At 73.5% G+C, this 24,486-nt stretch carries 25 protein-coding genes and 1 riboswitch; of the genes, 12 read left to right on the top strand and 13 right to left on the bottom strand.

Annotation, left to right across the window (positions count from 1 at the left end; all coding sequences use genetic code 11):
- Positions 1 to 143: 143 nt before the first annotated feature.
- From ACFV1J_RS07800 to ACFV1J_RS07790, 3 genes are all read right to left on the bottom strand, one after another.
- Positions 144 to 704, bottom strand: a complete 561-nt coding sequence (locus tag ACFV1J_RS07800) for a DUF6344 domain-containing protein (protein ID WP_385856361.1) — start codon at positions 702 to 704, stop codon at positions 144 to 146.
- Between the two features lie 340 nt (positions 705 to 1,044).
- Complete coding sequence (locus ACFV1J_RS07795; protein WP_385856360.1) at positions 1,045 to 1,461, bottom strand: DUF5994 family protein; 417 nt, start codon at positions 1,459 to 1,461, stop codon at positions 1,045 to 1,047.
- The gene (locus ACFV1J_RS07790) at positions 1,458 to 1,697 is read right to left on the bottom strand and encodes a hypothetical protein (protein WP_385856359.1); all 240 of its coding nucleotides are present in this window, start codon (positions 1,695 to 1,697) and stop codon (positions 1,458 to 1,460) included. Before ACFV1J_RS07790 ends, ACFV1J_RS07795 begins: the two co-directional genes overlap by 4 nt.
- A gap of 621 nt (positions 1,698 to 2,318) precedes the next feature.
- Here ACFV1J_RS07790 and ACFV1J_RS07785 point away from each other — a divergent pair.
- From ACFV1J_RS07785 to ACFV1J_RS07775, 3 genes are all read left to right on the top strand, one after another.
- A complete protein-coding gene (locus ACFV1J_RS07785; RefSeq protein ID WP_385856435.1) occupies positions 2,319 to 2,744 on the top strand; it encodes a BlaI/MecI/CopY family transcriptional regulator in 426 nt (141 codons plus the stop codon).
- Positions 2,745 to 2,800: 56 nt separating this feature from the next.
- Complete coding sequence (locus ACFV1J_RS07780; protein ID WP_385856358.1) at positions 2,801 to 3,049, top strand: hypothetical protein; 249 nt, start codon at positions 2,801 to 2,803, stop codon at positions 3,047 to 3,049.
- A 474-nt stretch (positions 3,050 to 3,523) separates the two neighbouring features.
- Entirely contained in the window at positions 3,524 to 4,855 is a 1,332-nt protein-coding gene (locus ACFV1J_RS07775; protein WP_385856357.1) for an LCP family protein, read from the top strand.
- A 127-nt stretch (positions 4,856 to 4,982) separates the two neighbouring features.
- On the opposite strand, the gene ACFV1J_RS07770 is transcribed toward ACFV1J_RS07775, so the two are convergent.
- Complete coding sequence (locus ACFV1J_RS07770; protein WP_385856356.1) at positions 4,983 to 5,255, bottom strand: DUF1876 domain-containing protein; 273 nt, start codon at positions 5,253 to 5,255, stop codon at positions 4,983 to 4,985.
- 217 nt (positions 5,256 to 5,472) lie between these two features.
- On the opposite strand from ACFV1J_RS07770, the gene ACFV1J_RS07765 reads away from it, so the two are divergent.
- The gene (locus tag ACFV1J_RS07765; protein ID WP_385856355.1) at positions 5,473 to 6,240 is read left to right on the top strand and encodes a DUF4097 domain-containing protein; all 768 of its coding nucleotides are present in this window, start codon (positions 5,473 to 5,475) and stop codon (positions 6,238 to 6,240) included.
- 49 nt (positions 6,241 to 6,289) lie between these two features.
- Here the strand turns inward: ACFV1J_RS07765 and cobN are convergent, their stop codons facing one another.
- Entirely contained in the window at positions 6,290 to 9,940 is a 3,651-nt protein-coding gene (cobN, locus tag ACFV1J_RS07760; protein WP_385856354.1) for a cobaltochelatase subunit CobN, read from the bottom strand.
- A gap of 53 nt (positions 9,941 to 9,993) precedes the next feature.
- Positions 9,994 to 10,066, bottom strand: a riboswitch (cobalamin riboswitch).
- Positions 10,067 to 10,351: 285 nt separating this feature from the next.
- Between cobN and ACFV1J_RS07755 the strand changes: the two genes are divergently transcribed.
- Genes ACFV1J_RS07755 through ACFV1J_RS07745 form a run of 3 tightly spaced genes read left to right on the top strand, consistent with a single transcriptional unit; the run spans position 10,352 to position 14,075 of the window.
- A complete protein-coding gene (locus tag ACFV1J_RS07755) occupies positions 10,352 to 11,857 on the top strand; it encodes a cobalamin biosynthesis protein CobG (protein WP_385856353.1) in 1,506 nt (501 codons plus the stop codon).
- A complete protein-coding gene (locus tag ACFV1J_RS07750; RefSeq protein WP_385856352.1) occupies positions 11,854 to 12,486 on the top strand; it encodes a precorrin-8X methylmutase in 633 nt (210 codons plus the stop codon). Before ACFV1J_RS07755 ends, ACFV1J_RS07750 begins: the two co-directional genes overlap by 4 nt.
- Positions 12,483 to 14,075, top strand: a complete 1,593-nt coding sequence (locus ACFV1J_RS07745; RefSeq protein ID WP_385856351.1) for a precorrin-2 C(20)-methyltransferase — start codon at positions 12,483 to 12,485, stop codon at positions 14,073 to 14,075. The genes ACFV1J_RS07750 and ACFV1J_RS07745 overlap by 4 nt, the downstream gene beginning before the upstream one ends.
- 39 nt (positions 14,076 to 14,114) lie before the next feature.
- Here ACFV1J_RS07745 and ACFV1J_RS07740 read toward each other — a convergent pair whose 3' ends face one another.
- Genes ACFV1J_RS07740 through ACFV1J_RS07725 form a run of 4 tightly spaced genes read right to left on the bottom strand, consistent with a single transcriptional unit; the run spans position 14,115 to position 15,869 of the window.
- On the bottom strand, positions 14,115 to 14,651 hold the full coding sequence (locus ACFV1J_RS07740; protein ID WP_385856350.1) for a CchlQ: 537 nt from the start codon (positions 14,649 to 14,651) through the stop codon (positions 14,115 to 14,117).
- Positions 14,621 to 14,851: a DUF397 domain-containing protein gene (locus tag ACFV1J_RS07735; protein WP_385856349.1), complete on the bottom strand. Its 231-nt coding sequence runs from the start codon at positions 14,849 to 14,851 to the stop codon at positions 14,621 to 14,623. Before ACFV1J_RS07735 ends, ACFV1J_RS07740 begins: the two co-directional genes overlap by 31 nt.
- Complete coding sequence (locus tag ACFV1J_RS07730; protein WP_385856348.1) at positions 14,848 to 15,051, bottom strand: DUF397 domain-containing protein; 204 nt, start codon at positions 15,049 to 15,051, stop codon at positions 14,848 to 14,850. The genes ACFV1J_RS07735 and ACFV1J_RS07730 overlap by 4 nt, the downstream gene beginning before the upstream one ends.
- Entirely contained in the window at positions 15,048 to 15,869 is an 822-nt protein-coding gene (locus ACFV1J_RS07725; protein WP_385856347.1) for a helix-turn-helix domain-containing protein, read from the bottom strand. Before ACFV1J_RS07725 ends, ACFV1J_RS07730 begins: the two co-directional genes overlap by 4 nt.
- A gap of 137 nt (positions 15,870 to 16,006) precedes the next feature.
- Between ACFV1J_RS07725 and ACFV1J_RS07720 the strand changes: the two genes are divergently transcribed.
- On the top strand, positions 16,007 to 16,228 hold the full coding sequence (locus tag ACFV1J_RS07720; protein WP_385856346.1) for a hypothetical protein: 222 nt from the start codon (positions 16,007 to 16,009) through the stop codon (positions 16,226 to 16,228).
- Positions 16,229 to 16,357: 129 nt separating this feature from the next.
- On the opposite strand, the gene ACFV1J_RS07715 is transcribed toward ACFV1J_RS07720, so the two are convergent.
- Positions 16,358 to 17,140 (bottom strand): cobalt-precorrin-6A reductase, encoded by a 783-nt coding sequence (locus ACFV1J_RS07715; protein WP_385856345.1) that lies wholly within the window; start codon positions 17,138 to 17,140, stop codon positions 16,358 to 16,360.
- A gap of 17 nt (positions 17,141 to 17,157) precedes the next feature.
- Here ACFV1J_RS07715 and ACFV1J_RS07710 point away from each other — a divergent pair, with 17 nt between their 5' ends.
- A complete protein-coding gene (locus ACFV1J_RS07710) occupies positions 17,158 to 18,417 on the top strand; it encodes a cobalt-precorrin-5B (C(1))-methyltransferase (protein ID WP_385856344.1) in 1,260 nt (419 codons plus the stop codon).
- A gap of 71 nt (positions 18,418 to 18,488) precedes the next feature.
- Here ACFV1J_RS07710 and ACFV1J_RS07705 read toward each other — a convergent pair whose 3' ends face one another.
- From ACFV1J_RS07705 to cbiE, 3 genes are all read right to left on the bottom strand, one after another.
- Positions 18,489 to 18,881, bottom strand: a complete 393-nt coding sequence (locus ACFV1J_RS07705) for a hypothetical protein (protein ID WP_385856343.1) — start codon at positions 18,879 to 18,881, stop codon at positions 18,489 to 18,491.
- Between the two features lie 220 nt (positions 18,882 to 19,101).
- Positions 19,102 to 19,908, bottom strand: a complete 807-nt coding sequence (gene cobM / locus ACFV1J_RS07700) for a precorrin-4 C(11)-methyltransferase (protein WP_385856342.1) — start codon at positions 19,906 to 19,908, stop codon at positions 19,102 to 19,104.
- Positions 19,909 to 19,995: 87 nt separating this feature from the next.
- Positions 19,996 to 21,261 (bottom strand): precorrin-6y C5,15-methyltransferase (decarboxylating) subunit CbiE, encoded by a 1,266-nt coding sequence (cbiE, locus tag ACFV1J_RS07695; RefSeq protein ID WP_385856341.1) that lies wholly within the window; start codon positions 21,259 to 21,261, stop codon positions 19,996 to 19,998.
- A gap of 322 nt (positions 21,262 to 21,583) precedes the next feature.
- Between cbiE and ACFV1J_RS07690 the strand changes: the two genes are divergently transcribed.
- From ACFV1J_RS07690 to ACFV1J_RS07680, 3 genes are all read left to right on the top strand, one after another.
- A complete protein-coding gene (locus tag ACFV1J_RS07690; RefSeq protein WP_385856340.1) occupies positions 21,584 to 22,615 on the top strand; it encodes a cation diffusion facilitator family transporter in 1,032 nt (343 codons plus the stop codon).
- Positions 22,616 to 22,730: 115 nt separating this feature from the next.
- Positions 22,731 to 23,381 carry a hypothetical protein gene (locus ACFV1J_RS07685; RefSeq protein WP_385856339.1) on the top strand — a complete coding sequence of 217 codons (651 nt, stop codon included), beginning with the start codon at positions 22,731 to 22,733 and terminating at the stop codon, positions 23,379 to 23,381.
- Between the two features lie 115 nt (positions 23,382 to 23,496).
- The gene (locus tag ACFV1J_RS07680; protein WP_385856338.1) at positions 23,497 to 24,474 is read left to right on the top strand and encodes a hypothetical protein; all 978 of its coding nucleotides are present in this window, start codon (positions 23,497 to 23,499) and stop codon (positions 24,472 to 24,474) included.
- The last annotated feature ends 12 nt before the right edge of the window (positions 24,475 to 24,486 follow it).

The raw sequence follows: 24,486 nt of genomic DNA, 5'->3' as shown, positions 1-24,486 counted from the left end.
GATCTGCGTCTGGATCTGCGTCTGGATCTGCGTCTGCTTCGGTGTCTGCTTCGGTGGCTCGTCTCGTCGGCGCGGAGCTGTCACGCGCCGTCCCGCCCGTCAGGGCCGGCGGGCCTGCCCGGTGGAAAATGCCGCGGCCCGGCTCAGACCGTACGGGCGGTGTGTGCACGACGGCGGGCGGCCGGGATGGCCGCGGGGCGCGGGTTCATGGTGCCGGCGGTCTGCGGGGCGGCCCCGGCGGAGGCGGTGGGCAGCGGCTCAGTGCCACGGATGCAGCGGCTGCGCAGACCGGGAGAGGCACCGTGCGCCTCGGCGTGGATGCGCTGCTTGATGGTGGGCGGCAGCTCGGGCCGGGTGAGCTTGAGCCGGGCGGGAGCGGCCTGGCCGTAGCGCGTCACCGTACGTGGTGCCGGTACCGTGGGTCCCTCAACTACCGGCGTCGCCAAGGCGGGCGCCTCCGCAGTGGGTGTCGCGGCAGCGGGTGCGGCCGCGACGGGTGTCCTTGGTGCGGGGGTATCCGCGCCTCCCGGACCGTCCGCGCCGCGGGGTTCGGTGCCCGCGTCCGTGCTGCCCAGCGTCCGCTCGTAGAGCGCGGCCTCCCGACGCGCCGCCGACGCCGGCGCCGAGACACCCAGCGATGCCAGCAGCTTGCCGAGCACGGCAAGGCACATCGCCCAGAACTTCATGACCTTGTTCGCAGCCATGGCTCCTCACTTCCGATCAGGATCTCCCCGAGAGATCCGCTTGCTTCCCTCTGTACTTCTGTTGCACCGCCTCAGTTGCGCCGCTCCGCTCGCATCGCTTACGTTGCGCCGCTTCTGTTGCGTTTTCTTATGATGAGTACGCAATGGGAGGATTCACGGACCGACGCCCCCGGGTCGGCGTTCTTCTGATGAACACCACCCGTACGCAGTAGCCGCCCCGGGTGCGCACCGCCGAACCCCGGGTTATGGCGGGTCGTGGCAGGTGTTGCCGCAACGCGAGACACGTGGCGCCGGAACGCGGCAGGGGGAAGACGGAAGTCAGGCGGAAATCAGGCGGAAGTCAGGCCGGGGTGGGTGGGGTCAGGGCTCCCGTGCGGGCCATCTCCGCCATCATGCGGACGGCCTCGGGCTCGGGGGTGGCGGGCGGGATGATCAGCAGGTCCCAGCGGCCGTGGCCGGTGGAGACCAGGCAGAGGGTGTCCGGGCCGTGGTGCCCGCTGGTCCGGCGCAGGCGGACGACGTGCCCGTCGACGATGATCCGGGCCGGCAGGGCGGGCCAGGCATCGCCGTTCACCGTGGCGTGGGTGATCCGCGGCCAGTCGAAGGGCAACGCCAGGAGCAGCGCGGGGAGTTCGGCCAGCAGATCGGTCGAATGCGGCCACCAGATCCCGTCGATGCGGCGGACCGTTTCGCTGTGCGGGGCGATGGCGACCCGGGCGACGGGCGGCGGGGCGTGGTGCTGACCGGCGGTCGTCACAGGTCGCCACCCGTCTTGCCGGAGGGTGGTGGCGCGGGTGGTGGCGGTCCGGGCAGTGGTCCCGGGCGGGCGCCGTCGCGCGGGCGCCGGTGGGCCCGCTGCCGCATCGACTGCATCCAGTCCGCGTACCGGTGGGTGGCCGGCCGTCCGGTCTGCTGGGCATTGACCCGGGCGATGAACAGCGCCCCCAGCGCGATCAGCGCCAGCAGTACGGCCACGGTCAACAGAGTCTGCATGGTGCTCACCTCACTCGGGCGAACCGCGGCAGATCGGTGGACGGCGGACGGTCTGTGCGCGGCAGACGATCTGTACGGCAACCGAAGCGGGCCATCGGCGAGCTCCGGGTGCGACGGACGATCGTCCGGGTACGGCAGACGGTCGGTGGATCGCGGCCGATCCTGGTGCGCCCGGTGTTGTGGGTCCCCGAGTCCCTTGGTGCTTTTACGGTACCCCGCAGGGGCCCGGCGCATCCCTCCGTAGCAGGTGAAGGGCCCTGTGCGCTGGGTAGCGGGGCGGACCGGGCGGCCGGCCGACCGGCCCCGAGGGGCCCCGGCTTCCACCGGCCGGGGGCGTGCCGCGGCAACTTCTACAAGCCTGTCGAGGTGAAGAAGACGCCGGGTCTAAGATGCCCGGACGTCCCGGCCGACGGGACGCCCCGCGCGATGGGAGGCGACGGCATGGGCGGAAAGCCCTTCGGGACGGCGCCGGACGGCGGGGGAGCCGACCGCGGGAGTCCGGGGCACGGCAATCCGGGGCACGGGAATCCAGGGCACGGGAATCCGGGGCACGGCAACCCGGGGCACGGGCGCGTCGGCGCGGCGGGGCCGGAGCACGGCCGCCGGCGTGGGCAGGGCCAGCTGGAGGCCCAGGTGCTGGCCGTACTGCACCAGGCACCGGGGCCGGTCACCGCCGCCTGGGTGCGGGAACGACTCGGCGGCGACCTCGCGTACACGACCGTGATGACGACCCTGTCCCGCCTGCACGCCAAGGAGGCCGTCGCCCGCGAACGTTCCGGCCGCGCCTACGTGTGGACCCCGGCCGCCGACGAGGCCGGGCTCGCCGCGCTGCGGATGCGCCGCGTCCTGGACGGCGAACCGGACCGGGAGGCGGTCCTCAGCAGCTTCGTCTCCGCCCTCTCGGCCCACGACGAACGAGTGCTGCGCACCCTCCTCGACCGCGCCACGGCCGACACCCCGGACCGGGACGTGCCGGACGCCCCGGAGCGGACCGCGGCCGACACTGCTCCCGTAGCGCCTCATCGGCGTTCTTCTACACCCATGTAGAACGTGCCGGTAGAGTTGCCCGCACACATGCGCAACGGGCGTGTCCGGAGGGGGAGATGGCGACGAGGTGCGGACTCCTGAGCCGGGACCGCCCGCCTCCAGAGGCGGAGGTGCGGTGGGTCTACCAGCCGGTGGAGGTCCATTACCCGGACGACACCTGGGTGTTGGGCCGGATCAGCGGCTGGTGGACGGATCCCGCCGGCGAGGTGTGGTGCCGGCTCCGTACGCTGCCCGGTGCCGACGGCCCCCGGTGGTGCCGCTACGACCCGGAGTCCGTCCGGCTGTTGCCCAGCGCGGGCATCTGACGGCCTGCGGGCATCCGGCCCACCGCCTCCGTGCCGGCCCCTCCCGCCGGTGTCGCCGTCACACCACCCCGGCCGCCCCGGGCCGCGACTTTGGCGTTCCGTGCAACCTTCGGGGCGCCCGAACCATCTGCATCAGCAGACCGGCGCACTCCTCGTACCGAATGCGCCGGGCAGGAGAAGTTCGACCAGCACCACCCCCCGACCAGCAGAACCAGCAGCAGGACCGGCAGGAACGGCCTTCCCGGCAGGGACGGCTCCTCCGGCAGGTCCGGCGCGAGCAGAAGAGCCAGAAGGGCCATCCGCGTGCATGACAGGAAGCCGCACCAGCAGACGGCCCCATGGGACGACGACGCGACCCCCGATGCCACGCCGCACGCCTCCCCCGACGCGCCCGGCCGCAGGTCCGGCGGCTCCCGCAGGGCGAGCCGGGCGAAACCGTCGGGCCGGAGGAGCGCGTCGGGAGGGAAGGTACGGATGACCCGCCGCGGTCGGATCGTGGCCTGGACCGGTGGTGTGCTCGGCGTCCTGATCCTCGGTACGGCCGGGGTCGGCGCGTGGGTCTACCAGCACCTGGACGGCAACATCAACGGCGTGGACATCGGCGTCGACGGCAAGCGGCCGGTCAACCTCAGCCCCGGCTCCAAGAACATCCTGGTCGTCGGGTCCGACAGCCGGGCCGGTGCCAACGCCAAATACGGCAAGGGCCTGACCACCATGCAGTCGGACACCCTGATGGTGCTGCACATCGCGGCCAACCATGAGTGGGCCACCGCGGTGTCGTTCCCCCGTGACTCGTGGGTGAAGATCCCCGCATGCATCCGCGGCAACGGCTCGAAGTCGTCCCCGCACCACTTCAAGATCAACGAGGCGTTCTCGATCGGCGGTGACTCGGGCGAGGTCCGAAAGGCCGCGGCCTGCACCATCAAGACCGTCGAGCAGAACACCGGACTGCGGATCGACCACTTCACCTCGATCGACTTCCAGGGCTTCAAGGGCATGGTCAACGCGCTCGGCGGCATCGAGGTCTGCCCCAAGCACGCCATCCACGACAAGAAGGCGCACCTGGACATGGACGCCGGCTGCCAGAACGTCCAGGACGAGAAGGCGCTCGGCTACGTCCGCACCCGTTACAGCGTCGGCGACGGCTCCGACCTCGGGCGGATCGGCCGCCAGCAGGAGTTCATGAAGGCGCTGGCCGCGAAGGCGCAGTCCAAGCTGACCAGCCCGGGCGACCTCTACGACTTCCTGGATTCGGCGACCAAGTCCCTCACCACCGACAAGGACCTGGCCGGCCTCAAGCCGCTCTACGACCTGGCCGCGACGGTCAAGGACATCCCCACCGACCGCCTCACCTTCCTCACCGTGCCCAACTACTCACGCGAGGCCGACGTCCCCACCGACCACGCCAATGTGATCTGGCAGTACCCGGAGGCCGGCCGGCTGTTCAGCGACCTCGCCCACGACCGGGAGATCGGCGCGGCCGGCAAGGCGAAGTTCGCCGAGGCCGCCAAGAACCCGATGACCGCGCGCTCCGTGCGGGTCCGCGTCCTCAACGGCACCGGCACCTCCGGCCAGGCCGCCACCGCAGCGGAGCAGCTGCGCAGGCTCGGCTTCACGGTCGTCGGCACCGGCAACGCCCCGGCGACGGACAAGACCACGCTCACCTACCCCGGCTCCCTCAAGACGCAGAGCGAGGTCCTCGCCGGCCGTCTGCCCGGCCTGAAGCCGACCGGGTCCGCCGACGCGACACCGGGCGCGGTGACCCTGACCATCGGGCCGGACTTCACGGCGCTGATGGGGAGCTAGGCAGCTCACGGTGGGGCGGGGCACGTCCCGCCCCGAGCGGCACACGCCCTGAGCGGCACACCGTGTCAGCGCAGCACGGTATGCCGCTCGGCCTCGCCTTCCCGTACGCCCCGGCCCTGCGGGCTCCTCACGCCTGCAGCCGCTCCACCGGCCGGGCGGTGTGGACCTCGATGTCGTGCGCCGCCCGCTGCAGCAGCTGGTGGCTGAGGTCCGACATCGCCCGGGCCACGGCCAACTCGTCGCCGATGGCCGGGACGTTCTCGTCCGTGGGGTTGCAGCGCGCCGACCCCTGGCCGACCATCTGGCCGCCTTCCTTGCCGCGCAGCCTGGCCTCCGCCCGGACCTCGCTGCCGGCCTCGGTGATGCTGATCTCGGCGTTCCATGTCTTGGTGGCAGTCACCGGAAGCCTCCTCATCCGCCCGTACGCAGCTCATGAACCGCCCCCACGAAAATCCTCGCACCGGGGCCCGCGGGCCGCACCTGGTGATTTCTGCACCCCGCACTCTCGGGTTTTCCCCATGGTTCCCGGCCTCGCCGCCGTCTTAGGCTGCTGCTTCGCGGCCGCCCGACGGCCCATCTCCACCGACCACCAACTGCCGTTCCACCCGGGGGACTTGATGCATCACCGCCACCAGCACCGCGCCCGTTCGCCCCGCCGTGCCCTCGCGGGCGCCGCGGCGGCCGTCGTCGGGGTGTGCGGCATCAGTGCCTGCGGGCTGCTGCCCGGCAAGACCTTCGAGGACGACGCCACGGTGTCGAAGAAGATCACGGCCGTCCGCCTGGACACCGACTCGGGGGGCGTCACGATCCGCGGCGGCGAGGGCGGCGGCAAGAACGGTGCCGGGGCCTCGCTGCACCGCTCGGTGGAGTACCACGGTGACCGCCCGGAGGGGGCGACGCACCGGGTCGAGGACGGTGTGCTGGTCCTCGGCGGCTGCGGCGACGCATGCTCGGTGACGTACACGGTCGAGCTTCCGGCCGGCATCCCGGTCAGCGGGGAGACCTCGAACGGGGCGGTGGACCTGAGCAAGGTGGGCGCGGTGAAGGTGACCACCAGTTCCGGGGCCGTCGATCTCGACGGCGTCACCGGCCCGGTCGACGTACGGACCAGCAACGGCCGGATCTCCGGGCGCGGCCTGGCGGGCGCCCACACCACCGCGGAGACGTCCAACGGCGCGATCGAGCTGACGCCGGCCCGGCCGCAGGACGTCCGCGCGAAGACCTCCAACGGCTCGGTCACCGTCCGGATGCCGAAGGGCCGCTACGACATCGCCGCGCACACCAGCAACGGCGCCAAGCACATCGGCCTGGCCGACGACCCCGCGGGCCGCTACCGGCTGAACCTCACCACCTCGAACGGGGACATCACCGCGAAGGCGGCGTGAGGCGTTCACCTGCGGGTGCCCGGCCGGTCGGCCGGGCACCCGGGAGGGCTTATTCCTCGCCCTCCAGCTCGCCCTCGGTCTCCAGGAAGACGTCCCGCAGCGCGGCCAGGGTCTCCGCGTCCGGCTTCTCCCACATGCCGCGGGACTCGGCCTCCAGGAGGCGTTCGGCGATGCCGTGCAGGGCCCAGGGGTTGGCGTCCTGGAGGAAGGCGCGGTTCTCCGGGTCGAGGACGTAGGTCTGGGCGAGCTTGTCGTACATCCAGTCGGCGATCACGCCCGTGGTGGCGTCGTAGCCGAACAGGTAGTCCACGGTGGCGGCGAGTTCGAAGGCGCCCTTGTAGCCGTGCCGGCGCATCGCCTCGATCCAGCGGGGGTTGACCACCCGGGCGCGGAAGACCCGGGAGGTCTCCTCGACCAGCGAGCGGGTGCGGACCGTCTCCGGGCGGGTGGAGTCGCCGATGTACGCGGCCGGCGCCCGCCCCCCGCGCAGGGCCTTGACCGTCGCCACCATGCCGCCGTGGTACTGGAAGTAGTCGTCGGAGTCGGCGATGTCGTGTTCGCGGGTGTCGGTGTTCTTGGCGGCGACCGCGATCCGCTTGTACGCGGCCTCCATCTCGTCCCGGGCCGGGCGCCCTTCGAGGCCGCGGCCGTACGCGTAGCCGCCCCAGACGGTGTAGACCTCGGCGAGGTCGGCGTCGGTGCGCCAGTCGCGGGAGTCGATCAGCTGGAGCAGGCCGGCGCCGTAGGTGCCGGGGCGGGAGCCGAAGATGCGGGTGGTGGCGCGCCGTTCGTCACCGTGGGCGGCCAGGTCGGCCTGGGTGTGGGCGCGGACGAAGTTGTCCTCGGCCGGTTCGTCGAGGGCCGCCACGAGCCGTACCGCGTCGTCCAGCAGGCCGGTGACGTGCGGGAAGGCATCGCGGAAGAAGCCGGAGATGCGCAGCGTGACGTCGATGCGGGGGCGGCCGAGTTCGGCGAGCGGGAGGGCTTCGAGGCCGGTGACGCGGCGGGAGGCCTCGTCCCATACGGGGCGGACGCCGAGCAGGGCCAGCGCCTCGGCCACGTCGTCGCCGCTGGTCCGCATGGCGCTGGTGCCCCACAGGGACAGGCCGACGGACTGCGGCCAGTCGCCGTTGTCGGTGCGGTACCGCTCCAGCAGCGAGTCGGCGAGCGCCTGGCCGGTCTCCCAGGCGAGCCGGGAGGGGACGGCCTTGGGGTCGACGGAGTAGAAGTTGCGGCCGGTCGGCAGCACGTTGACCAGGCCGCGGAGCGGTGAGCCGGACGGGCCGGCCGGGACGAACCCGCCGTTCAGGGCGTGCACGGCGTGGTCGAGTTCGTCGGTGGTGGCGGCGAGCCGCGGGACGACCTGGCGGGCGGCGAAGTCGAGGATGTCGGCGACCTGCCGTCCGTGGCCGGCCGCCACCGCGGGCACCGCGGCCGGGTCCCAGCCGGCGTCCTCCATCGCCTGGACGAGGGCGCGGGCCCGGGTCTCGGCGTCGTCGGCGGCGGTGCGGGTCGCGGCGGACTCGTCGAGGCCGAGGGCCTCGCGCAGCCCGGGCAGGGCGGAGGTGCCGCCCCAGATCTGGCGGGCACGGAGGATGGCCAGCACGAGGTTGACCCGGGCCTCGCCGGCCGGCGCGGCGCCGAGGACGTGCAGGCCGTCGCGGATCTGGGCGTCCTTGACCTCGCACAGCCAGCCGTCGACGTGCAGCAGGAAGTCGTCGAAGCCGTCGTCGTCGGGGCGCTCCTCCAGACCGAGGTCGTGGTCGAGCTTGGCGGCCTGGATCAGCGTCCAGATCTGGGCGCGGATGGCCGGGAGCTTGGCCGGGTCCATGGAGGAGATCTGCGCGTACTCGTCGAGCAGCTGCTCCAGGCGCGCGATGTCGCCGTAGGAGTCGGCGCGGGCCATCGGCGGGACGAGGTGGTCGACGAGGGTGGCGTGCACCCGGCGCTTGGCCTGGGTGCCCTCGCCGGGGTCGTTGACCAGGAACGGGTAGACGAGCGGGAGGTCGCCGAGCGCGGCGTCCGGGCCGCAGGCGGCGGACAGGCCGGCGTTCTTGCCGGGCAGCCACTCCAGGTTGCCGTGCTTGCCGAGGTGCACCATGGCGTCCGCGCCGAACCCGCCGTCCTCACGGGACGCGGCGATCCAGCGATACGCGGCGAGGTAGTGGTGGGAGGGCGGCAGATCGGGGTCGTGGTAGATCGCGATCGGGTTCTCGCCGAAGCCGCGCGGCGGCTGGATGAGGACCAGCAGATTGCCGCGGCGCAGCGCCGCGAGCACGATGTCGCCGTCGGGGTTGTGGGTGCGGTCCACGAACATCTCGCCCGGCGGCGGCCCCCAGTGCTCCTCCACCGAAGCGCGCAGCTCCTCGGGGAGGGTGGCGTACCAGCGCCGGTAGTCGGCCGCCGGGATGCGGACGGGGTTGCGGGCCAGCTGCTCCTCGGTGAGCCACTCCTGGTCGTGGCCGCCGGCCTCGATCAGGGCGTAGATCAGCTCGTCGCCGTCGCCGGATTCCAGACCGGGCACCGGCTCGGCGCTCTCGTCGCCGAAGTCGTAGCCGTCCGCGCGCAGCCGTCGCAGCAGTTCGACGGCGGAGGCCGGGGTGTCCAGTCCGACGGCGTTGCCGATCCGGGAGTGCTTGGTGGGGTAGGCGGAGAGCACCAGCGCGAGGCGCTTGTCGGCGTTGGGGAGGTGGCGCAGCCGGGCGTGCCGCACGGCGATACCGGCGACCCGGGCGGCGCGCTCGGGGTCGGCGACGTAGACCGGGAGGCCGTCCTCGTCGACCTCCTTGAAGGAGAACGGGACGGTGATCAGCCGGCCGTCGAACTCGGGAACGGCGATCTGCGAGGCGGCGTCGAGCGGCGACAGGCCCTCGTCGTTCTCCTCCCAGGCGCGGCGCGGCCCGGTCAGGCACAGCGCCTGGAGGATCGGGACATCGAGCGCGGCCAGCGCGCCGGCGTCCCAGGACTCGTCGTCGCCGCCGGCGCCGGCCTCGGCGGGCTTGGTGCCGCCGGCGGCGAGGACGGTGGTGACGATGGCGTCGGCGGACCGCAGCGCGTCGATCAGTTCGGCCTCGGGGGCGCGCAGCGAGGCGACGTAGAGCGGCAGCGGGCGGCCGCCGGCCGTCTCGATCTGCGCGCACAGTTCGTGCACGAAGGCGGTGTTGCCGCTCATGTGGTGGGCGCGGTAGTAGAGCACCGCCACGACCGGGCCGGTGCCGTCGGCGGCCGGGCGCTCCAGGTGGCCCCAGGTGGGGGCGGGCACCGGCGGTTCGAAACCGTGGCCGGTGAGCAGCACGGTGTCGGAGAGGAAGCGGGCGAGCTGTTCGAGGTTGCCGGGGCCGCCGTGCGCGAGGTACGCGTGCGCCTCGGCCGCGATGCCCACCGGGACCGTGGACTGCTCCATGAGCTGGGCGTCCGGGGCCTGTTCACCGGTGAGGACGACGACCGGCCGGTGCTGGCCCTCGGCGAGCAGCAGGTCGAGGCCCTCCTCCCAGGCGCGGATGCCGCCGAGGAGGCGTACGACGACGAGGTCGGTGCCGTCGAGCAGGTCGGGCAGCTCGGTGACGTCGAGGCGGGCGGGGTTGGCGAGCCGGTACGCCACCGGGCCGGTGGCCGCGCGGGCACTGAGCAGGTCGGTGTCGGAGGTCGACAGCAGCAGGATTCGGGGGGCCGCGGGGAGGTCCCCGGACGAATGCAGCATCGAGCGCTGGCCTTCCTCGGGGTGTCCGCGCCCCGGGTGGTCGTGGACGGCGGGAGTTCCTGACTCACCCGGCACAGGCCGGGTTCACAGTGGCGGGACCGCGCCGGATTCTCACCGGGCTTCCTCCCTCGGGCCCGAGGGCCCGGCGCCGTCGCTGGCGTCCGGCGGGTCAGCCGACCCGCCGACCTGCATAGTAAGGGCTGCGGGCGGAGGAGGTAAGCGGGCCTTGGCGGGGGCGGTCTCCCGGCCGGGGCGGGGGTGGTGCGCGGGGCGGTGGGTCGCTCGACGCGGCGCCGGCGCGGGGGTTTCCGTACGCCCGGTACGCGGGGCTCCGGGGCCCATGCCGTGGTGGCCGGATTCGTCCGTTTCATGGCCGGATCCGCCCCGGATCGGCCGCGCACCGTCGTAGGTATGCTCGCCGCCATGCCGCCCTCCCCCTCACCACGGCCCCGACGGGCCGAGCCGCCCGTACGGGCCCGCGGTGACGCCTGCCCGGGAGCGCTGCGGCTGCATCCGGCCGCCGACGGCCATCTGGCCCGAGTACGCATCCCCGCCGGTAACTTGACGGCCCATCAGGCCGACGCGCTGGCCGATGCCGCGGAGCTGCTCGGAGACGGCCGGCTGTCCCTGACCTCGCGCGGCAACGTCGAGCTGCGCGGCCTGCCGGACGGCTGCGGCGGCCGCCTCGCCGAGCTGCTGCACGACGCCGGACTGCTGCCGTCCGAACGGCACGAACGCGTCCGCAACATCCTCGCCTCCCCCTTGGCCGGACTGGACCGGAACACCCCTGCTGACGTGCGGTGCTGGGCCCGTCGGCTGGACGAGCTGCTGTGCGCGAGCGACTCCGCGACCGCGCTGTCCGGCCGTTTCCTGTTCGTCCTGGACGACGGGCGGGGCGATGTGGCGGCGCTCGGCGGCGATGTGACGTTGATCGCAGAATCGGGCATCACGGGTGCGGCGGGGTCCGGCGGCGGGGCGCTGCTGCGGGTCGGTGACGACCCGGCGGCGCTGCGGATCGCCGGCCCGGACGTACCGCGCGCGGCGCTGGTCGCCGCCGAGACGTTCCTGGCCGCGGCGGAGGCGGCCGGCAGCGGCGCCTGGCGGGTGCGTGAACTCCCGGCCGGTCACGGGCAGTTGGTACGGGACGTGGCGGCCGGGCTGCGCGCGACGGGCATCGAGGCGTCGTACGTGGCGGCGGCCGCCGGGGCGCCCGGCTCGACGGAAGGCGCCGGTGTGCCGGCGGGGGCGTCCGGCGGCCCGGTGGGCGGGTACGCGGACTCCTCCGCCCCCGGCATCGTCGAGGGCCGCGACGGTCGCCGCGCGCTCTCCGTACTGGCGCCGCTCGGCAGGCTGTCGGTAACCCAGTGGCGGCTGCTCGCGTCCCTCGCGGCCGACGACGGCTCCGGCGAACTCCGCCTCACCCCGTGGCGCGGCATCGTCGTCCCCGGCCTCCCGGCCGCCGTGGCCGCACCCCGCCTCCGCGAACTGGCCACCGCCGGCCTGGTCACCGACCCGTCCTCCCCCTGGCACCGCATCGGCGCCTGCACCGGCCGCCCCGGCTGCGCGAAGTCCCTTACGGACGTCCGCGCGGACGCGACGGCGGCGGTCGGGGCGGCGACGGTCGAGGCGGCGCCCGCGGCGGGAGTGGCTCTGCCGCCGGGGGTGCACCTGCCCGTCGGCGCCGCGTCCCTGCCGGTCGACGCAGCATCCCTGCCCGTCTATTGGTCCGGCTGCGAGCGTCGCTGCGGGCACCCGCACGGTTCCTGGATCGACGTCCTGGCGACGGAGGCGGGCTACCAGGTCGCGGTCGTACACCCGGCCACAACACCAGCCACATCCACAGCAGCACCCGCAGCAGCACCCGCAGTGCAGGCAGCACCCGCAACACCAGGAACGCCAGAAACGAGGCCAGAGTGACCGCGTTCGACTACGAGAAGGACGGTGCGGAGATCTACCGCCAGTCCTTCGCCACCATCCGCGCCGAGGCGGATCTCGCCGGCCTGCCCGCCGACGTCAGCCGGGTCGCGGTCCGGATGATCCACGCCTGCGGCATGGTCGACCTCGTACGCGATCTGGCCTTCACCCCCGGCGTGGTGGCCGCCGCCCGCAAGGCGCTGCGTGACGGTGCGCCGATCCTCTGCGACGCCAACATGGTCGCCAGCGGCGTCACCCGTAAGCGGCTGCCGGCCGACAACGAGGTGCTCTGCACGCTGGCCGACCCCGCGGTACCGGACCTGGCCGCCCGTATGGGCACCACCCGCAGCGCCGCGGCCCTGGAACTGTGGCGGGACCGCATGGAGGGCGCCGTCGTCGCGTTCGGCAACGCCCCGACCGCCCTCTTCCGGTTCCTCGAAATGATCGAGGAGGGCGCTCCCCGCCCGGCCGCCGTGATCGGCATACCCGTCGGCTTCATCGGCGCGGCGGAGTCCAAGGACGCCCTCATCGCCCATCCGTCGGAGCTGGACCACATCGTGGTACGCGGTCGGCGCGGCGGCAGCGCCATGGCCGCGGCCGCCCTCAACGCCCTGGCAAGCGAGGAAGAATGAGCGTGAGCGAGCAGCACGAAACCGGCACCGACGCCGGGACCAAGACAGGCACAGGGACCGGGACCGGCACGGAGGCCACCGGCCGTCTCTACGGCGTGGGCCTCGGCCCCGGCGACCCGTCCCTGATGACCGTACGGGCCGTCGAGGTCATCGCCGAGGCCGACGTCATCGCCTACCACAGCGCCCGCCACGGCCGCTCGATCGCGCGCTCCATAGCGGCCGGGCACCTGCGCGCCGACCACATCGAGGAAGCGCTGGTCTACCCGGTCACCACCGAGTCGACCGACCACCCCGGCGGCTACCGCGGCGCGCTCGACGAGTTCTACGAGGAGGCCGCGGCGCGCCTGGCCGCGCACCTCGACGCCGGCCGCACGGTGGCGGTCATCTCCGAGGGCGACCCGCTCTTCTACGGCTCCTACCAGCACATGCACAAGCGGCTCGCGCACCGCTACCCGACCGAGGTGATCCCCGGCGTCACCTCCGTCAGCGCCGCCGCGGCCCGCCTGGGCAAGCCGCTCGCGGAGGCCGACGAGGTCCTGACGATCCTCCCCGGCACCCTGCCCGAGGAGGAACTGACCGCCCGTCTGACCTCCACCGACACCGCCGTGGTCATGAAACTGGGCCGCACCTTCCCGACCGTCCGCCGTGCCATGGAACGCGCCGGCCGCCTCCCGGAGGCGCACTACGTCGAACGCGCGACGATGCCCGGCGAGCGCACCGCCGAACTCGCCTCGATCGACTCCGACACGGTCCCCTACTTCTCCGTCGCGGTCGTCCCGAGCCGCATCGCGGCCCAGTCGGCACCGCAGCCGCCCGAGGCGGAAGAAGGGGACGTCGCTCAGGGCGAGGTGGTCGTCGTGGGCACCGGCCCGGCGGGCCCCCTCTGGCTCACCCCCGAGTCCCGCGGCGCCCTCGCCGCCGCCGAGGACCTGGTCGGCTACACCACCTACCTGGACCGCGTCCCGCTACGCCCGGGCCAGCGCCGGCACGCCTCCGACAACAAGGTCGAGTCCGAACGCGCCGAACTCGCCCTCGACCTGGCCCGCCGCGGCCGCCGGGTGGCCGTGGTCTCCGGCGGCGACCCGGGCATCTTCGCCATGGCCACCGCCGTCCTGGAGGTCGCCTCCCAGGACCCGTACCGCTCGATCCCCGTACGCGTCCTCCCCGGCGTCACCGCCGCCAACGCGGCCGCCGCCCGCGCCGGCGCCCCCCTCGGCCACGACTACGCGGTCATCTCCCTCTCCGACCGCCTGAAGCCCTGGGAGGTCATCGCCGAACGCCTCCACGCCGCGGCCCGCGCCGACCTGGCCCTCGCCCTCTACAACCCCGGCTCCCGCAGCCGCACCTGGCAGGTCGGCAAGACCCGCGAACTCCTCCTGGAACATCGCGCCCCGGACACCCCGGTCATCCTCGCCCGCGACATCGGCGGCCCCGAGGAGTCCGTCCGCACCGTCCCCCTCGCCGACCTCGACCCCACCCAGGTCGACATGCGCACCCTCCTGATCATCGGCTCGTCGCAGACGCAGAAGGTACGGCGCGACGACGGCACGGAGATCGTCTGGACCCCTCGGCGGTATCCGGAGAAGTAGCACGCGGGTGGGTGTGACCCCCGGGAACGAACCCCAGGGTCACACCCCTTGCCGGCAGATCTGGCACCGGTCCGTGCCGTCCCACTCCGCCCACCCGAAGACGGTGGGCGCGAAGGGACGGCCCTCCAGTTCTTCGCGCACGGCCACGCGGTACGCCCAGACCGCGTCGAGGTAGGGGTGGTAGACGTCGTGGAAGGCCCGCGAACTGTGCCGGGCTCCTTCCGCCACGGCTCGCTGGAGCGCCCGCAGCCGTTCGAACATCGCTTGCCCCGCGCCGGCGACGGCGGTGCTCGCATCGATGAACAGCCGCTCGCGCACCTCGTGGATCGCGGCGTCGGTCAACGCCGCCCGAGCGGCGCCACCGGGATCCACCTCGTCGCCCGCCCCCTGCGCGATCTGCCGAAGCCGCGCGTGGCACACCCCGGCGGCGGAGATGAACTCGATGTAGACCGCCCGCCGCCGCTCCGCACTGCTACGGGCTTTCTCATGCCGCTGCTTGAGCTGATCCGCGAGCACGGTGCCGCTGATGGCGATCAACCCGCCACTCACCGTCGCAACGAGCGTCCCCCAGTCCACGCGTCCCCCTTCACGGTGGCGATGAACGACGACCAGGCAGCGGCGGAGATGCGCAGTGCCGGACCGTCCGGGTTCTTACTGTCCCGGACGGGGACGGGACCGGAGAGGCCGTCGGCGACCTCGATGCAGTTGTCGGCTCCCCCGTCGCTGTAGCTGCTCTTGCGCCACACCGTGCCATCCCGGCCAGGCAACGCCGTCACGATCGGGCGCCCTTCACTGTCTGTATGAACGACGACCACGCGGCAGCGGGGAAGCACAGCACCGGGCTGTCGGGAACCTTGCTGTCGCGGACGGGAACGACACTGGTGAAACCATCGGCTACCTCGACGCAGTTGTCCTCTCCGCCGTCGCTGTAGCTGCTCTTGCGCCAGGCTGCACCCACAAGGTTCGAGGTCTTCATGGCTTGCTTTCCTCCATCAACTGCCGGATGAATGCTGCTGAGTCGGACGGCGATAGTGCCGCGTCTCGAAGCCGATCGTAGGACAGGCGGTATCGCGTGATTTCGCTTGGCTCTTCGACCAGTTCGCCTGACGTGTTGCCTTCCAAGTGGGCAACAGCGCTTCCGTCCGCCATCCAGAGGATCGACAGGGAGCCACCCATCAGGTTATGCACGCCGGCAGCGAACGGAAGTACCTGGATGGCCATATGAGGCGCCTCCGCAGCCTCAACAAGCCGCGCTAGTTGGCCGTGCCACACGACCGGGTCGGAGGCCGGGCGCCGTAGTGCCGACTCGTCGAGGATGATGCGAATGCTCGGTGGCCGATCTCGTTGGAGGAGTTCCTGCCTGCCCAGGCGGGCCGCGACGGCTTCTTCGAGTTCATCGGGGCTTATGGGCGTCGGCGACGAGGACAGCACCAGACGGGCGAAGCCCTCCGTCTGCAGCAGACCGGGGACGACCACCGAGTACTTGTGAATGATCACGGCCTTCGCCTCGTACTGCATGAACAACCGGTACCTGTCCTTGAACGCCTCCAGCCGCGCCAACCGCCACAGCCGGACGAGCAGTTCCCCCGTCCCGTGGACCCGGTCGAGGGCCTCCATGACCGGTAGCTTCGAGAGGCGTTCGCCGGTTTCCAGGCGGTGCAGGTACGTGCGGTCGTAGTTGGTTTCCTCGGCCAGCTGGGCCAGGGATTTTCCGGCGACCTCGCGTAACCGGCGGAGTTCGCAGGCAAGGACCCAGCGGGCGGAGTCCTCGTTATCGGAATTCCTTTCGACCATCCTCACTCCCTTTGTTGCCCATTCCCATGGCAACGCCCGCCTGCTTTCGCAAGCAACGTCGCATCCACAACTCTAGGGATCAGCAAGGGCGTTGGCATCACCCGCCAGGATCCGAACTTGAGGAAGGGAAGAAATAGATGGTGGAGCGCAGTCGGGCGGCCGCGACGATCAAGGATGCGGAGGATGCGCGGGACGAGTTGCGTGTGGCATTGAAGGGGGCGGGCGTGACCTTGCCCTCGTTGACGCTGGATGGGGTTTCGTTGGCGGGGGATTTCCCGCGCCCCCTCCTCGACCTGGGGCGTTGTACGCCGCAGACCGCGCGGCGGCTGGCCGAGGCATTGCGAGGCGAGGTTGGGTGAATGGTTCGGTGAGTGACGAAGAGAAAGAGCCCGAACCTCCCCGTGAGGCGGGCCGCGAGGAGCGGAATGTGGAAGTCGCGCGGCGGCGCATAGGGGAATTGGTGGAACGGGTACGGGAAGCGAATCGGTTCAGCGCCCTCCGGCCTCGGTGAAAAGGCGATGACGGAGCCATTCCGCCGCGTCGGCCGGAGTGGCCGCCTCCGGAATTCCGGTCGGCGTCGGTGGCCGGCGTACGACCACGACCGGAATTCCGCATTCCCGGGCCGCGGCCAATTTGGGGGCGGTGGCCGCCGCGCCGCTGTCCTTCGTGACGAGGACGTCGATGCGGTGGGTGCGGAGGAGTTCGCGCTCGTCCTCCAGGGTGAAGGGGCCGCGGTCGAGGAGCACCTCCATCCGGGGCGGGTGCGGGGCCTCCGGGGCGTCCACGGAACGGACGAGGAACCAGAGGTCGGTGAGGTGGGAGAAGTGGGCGAGGCTCATGCGGCCGGTGGTGAGGAAGATGCGCGAGCCGAGGGTGGGGAGGACGGCCGCGGCCTCCTCCAGAGTGGCGACCTGGTGCCAGGTGTCGTCGGGGCCCGGTACCCAGCCGGGACGGCGGAGCGCCAGCAGGGGAACATGGGCGGTGGCGGCCGCCTCGGCCGCACTGAAACTGATCGTGCCGGCGAAAGGATGGGTGGCGTCGATGAGCGCGTCCACCGCGTGCTCGCGCAGCCAGCGGGCGAGGCCCTCCGGGCCGCCGAACCCGCCGATCCGCACCTCCCCGTCGGGCAGCCGCGGGGCGGCGACCCGGCCGGCGAGCGACGACGTCACGCGCAGTGCCGGCTCCGCCGCCAGGGTCGCGGCCAGGCGGCGGGCCTCGGTCGTACCGCCGAGGATGAGGACGTGGCGTGGCGGGCGGGCTGCGTCGGGCATGGGATGTGGGTTCCTCCGTGGGTGAAGCGCAACGGCAGGGTACGGGGCGGCCGGACGACGGGGCGCCCGCGGGCGGGCAAGCCGCCGCGGGAGGCCAGGCCGCCGGAGGGCGGAGTGCGCAGCTTGCGCATACCGGGCTGCGGCCCGGGTGGACGACCGGTGCCTGTGCGACGGCGGCGAGCACGGCCGCGTACACCGCGCTGCTGACCGGCGAGTTCCCGGATCCCGTGACGATCACCCTGCCCAAGGGGCAGACGCCGTCGTTCGCGCTGGCGGTGGAGGAGTTCGACGCCGATTCCGGCAGCGCCATGGCCGGGGTGGTCAAGGACGCGGGGGACGATCCGGACGTCACGCACGGGGCGTTGATCCGGGCGCGGGTGCGGAGTCTGCCGCCCGGGTCCGGTGTGGTGTTCCGGGCCGGGCCGGGCGTGGGGACGGTGACCCGGCCGGGGCTGCCGCTGGACGTCGGCGAGCCGGCGATCAACCCCGTACCGCGGCAGATGATGCGGGAGCACCTGACCGAGGTGGCCCGGCGCTACGGCGGCGCCGCGGAACCCGGCACGGAGCCCGCCCCCGAAAGAGGCCACGAACCCGACGTCGAGGTGGAGATCTCCGTCGATCACGGGGAGGAGATCGCCCGTAGTACGTGGAACCCGCGGCTGGGCATCCTGGGCGGGCTGTCGATCCTGGGCACCACCGGGATCGTGGTCCCGTACTCCTGCTCGGCGTGGATCGATTCCATCCGGCGTGGGGTGGATGTGGCGCGTGCGGCGGGGCGTACGCATGTGGCCGGGTGTACGGGATCGACGTCGGAGAAGGTGGCGGTCGCGCTGCACCACCTGCCCGAGGACGCCCTGCTGGACATGGGGGACTTCGCGGGGGCGGTGCTCAAGTACGTGCGGCGGCACCCGGTGGACCGGCTCACGATCTGCGGCGGGTTCGCCAAGCTGTCCAAACTGGCGGCCGGGCATCTGGATCTGCACTCGGCACGGTCCCAGGTGGACAAGGCGTTCCTCGCGGAGCTGGCCCGGGAGGGCGGGGCGGACCAGGCACTGGCGGAGGCGGTGGCCGCGGCCAACACGGGCCTCGGCGCACTGCAGTTGTGTGCGGCGGCCGGGGTGCCGCTGGGCGATCTCGTGGCGGCGCGGGCGCGGGACGAGTCGCTGGCCGTGCTGCGCGGGGCCCCGGTGGCCGTCGATGTGATCTGCATCGACCGGGCGGGAATGGTGGTGGGCCGGGCGGAGCCGCGGGGGCCCGGCGGCGGCGGGCGCCGCTGACGTCGGCCGAGGGCCCCACGGCACCCGGCGCCGACGTCGGCCGAGGGCCCCGCCGCACCCGCCCGTGGCCTTTAGTGCCTCGCGCGGAGGACGTCCTTCCGTCCGCCCTGGGCGGCGTCGCGGAAGCGGTAGCCCATGCGGTCCGCCACGCAGTCCTCGCCGTCGGTCAGGCTGCCCAGGGCCGTGCCGAGGGCGCAGGCGGCGAGCCGTACCGGGTTGTCGCGCATCCAGTCCGTGCGGTACTGGCGGTCCTGGGGCCGGTTGTTGTCGCGCAGGGCCGTGCTGTTGTGCTGGCGGCGCGCCGTGTCGGTGCTGCCGCCCACCGGTACGGGGTCGGTCTTCGGCCGGGCGCCTGCGTGGTGGGCCGGCGTGTCGGCGACGGCGACGGTGCCGCCGGCGAGGGTGAGCAGGGCTGCGGCGGCGACGGATCCGGCGGCCAGTCTCGTGCGGGTGCGGGTGCGCATCGTGGGTGCTCCTTTGCTCGGGTGCCGCGGGCTTCCCTTGGTCCGCGCGTGTCCACGTTCCTTACCGGTCCCCGAAGGACCGGTAACGGACATTCACCCCGATGCGGTCATATGATCAGTCAGACGCCCGAGCGGCGGGGGTCGGACGCGCGAGCGGCGGGGGTCGGACGCCTGATCAGCCCGATCCGTACGCCTCATCAGCCCGCGTCGTCCGCCTGCGTCAACCCGCGTCGGCCGCCGTATGCCCGCCCGAGACGGCCCCCGGCGCGCCGTCGCACGGGCCGTGCGGGCGTTCGCGGTCCGCGGAGTACAGGTGGCTGTCGCGGAACTGCTCGGCGCCCAGCGTGCGGCCGACCATGATGACCGCGGTACGGACCACGCCCGCGGCCTTCACCTGGTCCGCGATGTCGGCGAGGGTGCCGCGCAGGACGAGTTCGTCGGGGCGGGAGGCCATGGCGACGACGGCGGCCGGGCAGTCCGCGCCGTAGTGCGGCAGGAGTTCGGCGACGACCCGGTCGACGTACATCGCCGCGAGGTGGAGGACCAGCAGTGCGCCGCTGCGCCCGAGGGTGGCGAGGTCCTCGCCCTCGGGCATCGGGGTGGCGCGCTGGGCGACGCGGGTGAGGATGACGGTCTGGCCGACGGTGGGCACGGTCAGTTCGCGCTTGAGCGCGGCGGCCGCGGCGGCGAACGCGGGGACGCCCGGGACCACCTCGTACGGCACGCCGGCCGCGTCCAGGCGGCGCATCTGCTCGGCGACGGCACTGAAGACCGACGGGTCGCCGGAGTGCAGCCGGGCGACGTCGTGGCCCTCCTCGTGGGCGCGGACCATCTCGGCGGTGATGGTGTCGAGGTCCAGCTGCGCGGTGTCGATGAGCCGGGCGCCGGGCGGGCACTCGGCGAGCAGTTCGCGCGGCACCAGGCTGCCGGCGTAGAGACAGACCCCGCAGGAGGCGAGCGTGCGGGCGCCGCGGACGGTGATCAGGTCGGCGGCACCGGGGCCGGCACCGATGAAGTGGACGGTCATGTGTCGTTCGGTCTCCTGGGGAGGCGGGCGATACGGGGTGGCGGGCGAGCGGGGTGGCGGGCGATACGGGGATGGGGGGCCGTGGAGTTACGACCGGTCTGCGGGCGGTTTGACGGCCGCCCACTGGGTCACCGGCATCGCCTGTCGCCAGCCCGTGAAGCCGCCGACCGGTGCCGCGTGGGCGACCGCCAGCCGGACCAGTTCGCCGCCGTGCCGCCGGTAGCGGTCGGCGAGCAGCGCCTCGGACTCCAGCGTCACCGTGTTCGCGACGATCCGGCCGCCCGGGGGCAGCGCCTCCCAGCACGCGTCCAACAGGCCGGGCGCCGTCAGCCCGCCGCCGATGAACACCGCGTCCGGGGTGGGCAGGCCGGCCAGCGCGGCGGGCGCGGGGCCGTGGACGACGCGGAGCGCCGGGACGCCGAGGGTGCGCGCGTTGCGGCCGATCCGCTCGGCGCGTACGGGGTCGCGTTCGACGCTGACCGCGCGGCAACTACGGTGCGCGCGCAGCCACTCGATGGCGATGGAACCGGAGCCGCCGCCGATGTCCCAGAGGAGTTCACCGGGGGCGGGGGCCAGCGCGGCGAGGGTGGCGGCGCGGACGTGCCGCTTGGTGAGCTGGCCGTCGTGCTCGTAGGCGGTGTCGGGCAGGCCGGGGACGGTGGAGAGCGGGGCGGTGCCGGGCTCGCGGACGCAGTCCAGTGCGATGACGTTGAGCGGATCGGCCGGCGCGTCCCACTCGGCGGCGACTCCGTGCGTCAACTGCTCGCGTTCACCGCCGAGTTGCTCCAGTACGCGCATCCGGGTCGGCCCGAAACCGTGCGCGCGCAGGAGGGCCGCGACCTCGGCGGGGGTGCCGGCGCCGGCGGACAGCACGAGCAGCCGGTGGCCGTCGTACAGCGCGCGGGCCAGGTTCTCGACGGGCCGCCCGACGAGCGTGACGACCTCGGTGTCCTCGACCGGCCAGCCGAGGCGGGCGCACGCGTAGGAGACGGCGGAGGGGTGCGGCAGGACCCGGAGCCGGTGCCCGGTGCCGCTCTCGGCCAGCACCTCGGTCAGCGTCCGCCCGATCCCGTAGAACATCGGGTCACCGCTGGCCAGCACGCACACCCGGCGTCCGGCGTGCGCGGCGAGCAGCCCGGGGACGGCGGGACGCAGCGGCGACGGCCAGGTGACGCGCTCACCGGGGCACTCCCCGGCGGGCAGCAGCGCGAGCTGCCGCGCACCGCCGATGACCACCTCGGCCGCCCGCAGCACCTGCTGCGCGGCCCCCGAGAGCCCGCCCCAGCCATCGGCTCCGATGCCGACGACGGTGAGCTGCTCGGAACCGGCCGGTGCGGATGGTGCGGGGCTCACTGCCGATCACCTCTTGCCTCTCGCCTCGGGACCCGGCGCGTGTCGTACGGGCGCGGAAACTCTACTGACCGGGGCGGACGGGGCGGGCGTGGGGGCGGGCCGGGCGGATGCGCGGACCGGGCGGGCAGGCCGACCGGGCGGGGTGGCAGCCGGACCGGACGGTCGGGGTCCGTTCAGGAGTTCCGGCCGGCCGGTCCGGCACCGCTCTGACCAGGGGTGATACGCCGTTCGACGGTAATGACAACGGTCACCGGTGCAGCCTTTGGATCTTTTGTCGAAGTGCTGTTTGCTTCGCCACGAGGGGACCGGAGGAAGGAGCGCCATGACCGGGCACGCGCACAGCCACGGGCACAGTCACAGCCATGCGCACGGGGTGGCGCCGGACGCCGACCGGCGGTGGCTGCGGGCCGCGCTCGGTCTGCTCACCGCGTACATGGCGGTCGAGGTCGTCATCGGTGTGCTGGCCGGGTCGCTGGCGCTGATCTCGGACGCCGCCCACATGCTCACCGACGCGGTCTCGATCCTGCTGGCCCTGATCGCGATGCGGCTGGCGGCGCGGCCGGCGCGCGGCGGGTACACCTACGGGCTCAAGCGCGCCGAGATCCTCTCCGCGCAGGCCAACGGCATCACCCTGCTCCTGCTGTCGGTCTGGCTGGCGTACGAGGCGGTGCAGCGGCTGATCGCGCCGCCCGCGGTGGCCGGGGCGATGGTCCTGTGGACCGCGCTGTCCGGGATCGTGGTGAACCTGATCTGCACCTGGCTGCTGTCCAGGGCCAACCGCTCCAGCCTGAACGTCGAGGGCGCCTACCAGCACATCCTCACCGACCTGTTCGGGTTCGTGGCCACCGCGCTCTCCGGTCTGATCGTGCTGACCACGGGCTTCGAACAGGCCGACGCGATCGCCACGCTCGTCGTCGTCGCGCTGATGCTGCGGGCCGGTACGGGGCTGGTGCGGGAGTCCGGGCGGATCTTCATGGAGGCCGCGCCGGCCGGGCTGGACCCGGACGCGCTGGGCGATCGGCTGGTCTCCCAGGACGAGGTCGTCGAGGTGCACGACCTGCACATCTGGCAGATCACCTCCGGGCAGCCGGCGCTCTCCGCGCACATCCTGGTGGCCCCCGGCGGCGACTGCCACAAGGTGCGCCGCGGTCTGCAGGAGCTGCTGAGCGGTGAGTACCGCATCACGCACGCCACGCTCCAGGTCGACCATGTCGGGGAGCAGGCCGACGCGGGCGAGGTGCTGACGCTCGGTCCGCGGCCCGGCGCCGGGTCGCGGGAGGAGCCGCCCGCCGCCCCCGATCACTGCGAGGACGCACACGGGCCGGTCCACCGGCCGGGGCCGCACCGGCACTAGAGCCGGCCCCAGGGCCGGTGGTCAGGCCCTCACTCGGGTGAACCCGGGGCGGTGGCGGGCGGTATGACGCCGGTCGCGGGCGGCGCGGTGCTCCGATGGCGGGATGAGAACCGGCATGAGAACCGGCCTGCGGACCGCCGTCGTCCGTGCGGTGCTGGGTGTCGTCACGGGCGCCGCCGCGCTCCCCGGACCGTCCGCCCTCGCGGACGCCCCGCAGGGCGCCCAGGCGCCGCCCGCCGTCTCCGTCACCGTCGCGGTGACCGACGGGACCGACGACGCCGAGGCGGGGCGGCGGCTCGACTACCGCGTCACCGTGCACAACCTGGGCGCCCATGACGTCCACCGGGTACGGATCGAGCAGCGGATGCCCGCCACCACGACCTCCGTGACCGCGCCCGACGGCCTCGTCGAGGGGCGCGGGACGGGGGAGCGGAAGGTCACCTGGCGCGCCGATCTGCCGGCGCACGACATCCAGGTGTTCACCGCCGAGGCCGTGCTCGGCGAACGTCCCGGCGGTGCCGCCACCGCCGCGCCCGGGACCCTGCGGGCGGCCGCCACCGCCTGTGTGTACCTCGGCGGTTCCTACGCGCCGGTGGTCTGCTCGGGCGATGTGGACGACCTGCCGGAGTCCCGGGCCGAGGGCGCCTCCGACGGCGGTGGCTGGGCGTGGTGGGCGATGGCCGCCGCGGCCGCCGCACTGCTCGGGCCGGGGGCGGTGCGGGCGGTGCGCCGCCGCCGGGCGGCCGGCCCGGGCGCCACGGGCTGACGCCCCTCCCTCCCGGGCTCACCCATTGGCACCGGTCCCGGTCGCGGGCGCCGGGCGTTCGCACTTGCCTGGAAGGTGGTCGCCGTGATCGCCGTGCAGGAAAGGACAGGACGCGATGCCAGCGAGGGCACCCGTACGCCTGGGCGGGCGGGTGACGGAGGGGAACGGGCCGCCGGCCGGGCCGCGGTGGCCGGGGCGCGCGCTGGCCGGCGGGGTGCTGCTGGTGGTGGGGGCGCTGCTGCTGCCGCTGAGCCTGGCCGCCACCTGGGCGCGGTACCGACTGACCGAGACGGACGGCTATGTGGCGGCGGTGGCGCCGCTGGCCGGGAACGCCGCCGTGCAGAAGGCCGTGGTCGACGACGTGACCAACGGGGTGATGGCGCACATCCGGATCGACGGGCTGCTGAAGGCCGTCACCCCCGCCCGAAGACCGGCAGTGCGCCGTCATCTCACCCGCGGTCTCCGGGAGTTCGTGGCCAAGCAGGTGCGGCAGGTGGTCACCGGGCGCGGCTTCCCCGCCATGTGGAAAGGCGTCCACCGGTCCGCGCACCGGACGCTGGACGGCAGCCTCGCCGCGTCCGGCGACCCCCGCTCCCCGGTCACGCTCGATCTGACCCCGGTGGTGGAACGGGTCCGCCGTCAGGTGGCGCACAACGGCATGGGGCTGGACCTGCTCCGCCGGGTGCCGCGGTCCGGGATGGAGGTCGTGCTGCTCAAGGCCCCCGACGTACCGCGTATCCGGGCCGGTTACGAGGTCGTCCGCAGTGGGGCGCTGCTGCTGCCGCCGGCCGCGGCGCTGTGTCTGGGCGGCGGGCTGCTCCTGGTGCGGCGCCGCCGGCGGGCGCTGGTCTGTGCCGGTACGGGCTGCGCGGCGGCCGCCGCCCTGCTGGCCGTGGCGCTGGCCCTGGTGCGCGGCCGCACGCTGGCGGCACTGCCCGCGATGGTCTCCCGACCCGCGGCCGGGGCGTACGCCGATGCGCTGACCGGGCCGCTGCGCACCGGGGTCTGGCTGCTGGTCGGGGCGGGGACGCTCACCGCGGTGCTGGCCGCGGCGGGCCCGCCGGCGGTCCGGGCCTGGCGGAGGCGGAGCTGACGCCCGGTCGGG

Origin of the sequence: Streptomyces sp. NPDC059649, from assembly GCF_042734445.1 — a bacterium.
In the GTDB taxonomy this organism is placed as follows: Bacteria; Actinomycetota; Actinomycetes; order Streptomycetales; family Streptomycetaceae; genus Streptomyces.
This window is presented reverse-complemented; position numbering and strand designations above follow the sequence as displayed.

Coding starts and splice junctions, on each gene's coding strand:
- ACFV1J_RS07755 (WP_385856353.1), top strand. CDS start 10,352: ATGCTCGCCGCCATGCCGCCCTCCCCCTCACCACGGCCCCGACGGGCC.
- ACFV1J_RS07690 (WP_385856340.1), top strand. CDS start 21,584: ATGACCGGGCACGCGCACAGCCACGGGCACAGTCACAGCCATGCGCAC.
- ACFV1J_RS07780 (WP_385856358.1), top strand. CDS start 2,801: ATGGCGACGAGGTGCGGACTCCTGAGCCGGGACCGCCCGCCTCCAGAG.
- ACFV1J_RS07685 (WP_385856339.1), top strand. CDS start 22,731: ATGAGAACCGGCCTGCGGACCGCCGTCGTCCGTGCGGTGCTGGGTGTC.
- ACFV1J_RS07730 (WP_385856348.1), bottom strand. CDS start 15,051: ATGAAGACCTCGAACCTTGTGGGTGCAGCCTGGCGCAAGAGCAGCTAC.
- ACFV1J_RS07790 (WP_385856359.1), bottom strand. CDS start 1,697: ATGCAGACTCTGTTGACCGTGGCCGTACTGCTGGCGCTGATCGCGCTG.
- ACFV1J_RS07680 (WP_385856338.1), top strand. CDS start 23,497: ATGCCAGCGAGGGCACCCGTACGCCTGGGCGGGCGGGTGACGGAGGGG.
- ACFV1J_RS07765 (WP_385856355.1), top strand. CDS start 5,473: ATGCATCACCGCCACCAGCACCGCGCCCGTTCGCCCCGCCGTGCCCTC.
- cobN (WP_385856354.1), bottom strand. CDS start 9,940: ATGCTGCATTCGTCCGGGGACCTCCCCGCGGCCCCCCGAATCCTGCTG.
- cobM (WP_385856342.1), bottom strand. CDS start 19,908: ATGACCGTCCACTTCATCGGTGCCGGCCCCGGTGCCGCCGACCTGATC.
- ACFV1J_RS07715 (WP_385856345.1), bottom strand. CDS start 17,140: ATGCCCGACGCAGCCCGCCCGCCACGCCACGTCCTCATCCTCGGCGGT.
- ACFV1J_RS07720 (WP_385856346.1), top strand. CDS start 16,007: ATGGTGGAGCGCAGTCGGGCGGCCGCGACGATCAAGGATGCGGAGGAT.
- ACFV1J_RS07725 (WP_385856347.1), bottom strand. CDS start 15,869: ATGGTCGAAAGGAATTCCGATAACGAGGACTCCGCCCGCTGGGTCCTT.
- ACFV1J_RS07705 (WP_385856343.1), bottom strand. CDS start 18,881: ATGCGCACCCGCACCCGCACGAGACTGGCCGCCGGATCCGTCGCCGCC.
- ACFV1J_RS07800 (WP_385856361.1), bottom strand. CDS start 704: ATGGCTGCGAACAAGGTCATGAAGTTCTGGGCGATGTGCCTTGCCGTG.
- ACFV1J_RS07745 (WP_385856351.1), top strand. CDS start 12,483: ATGAGCGTGAGCGAGCAGCACGAAACCGGCACCGACGCCGGGACCAAG.
- ACFV1J_RS07775 (WP_385856357.1), top strand. CDS start 3,524: ATGACCCGCCGCGGTCGGATCGTGGCCTGGACCGGTGGTGTGCTCGGC.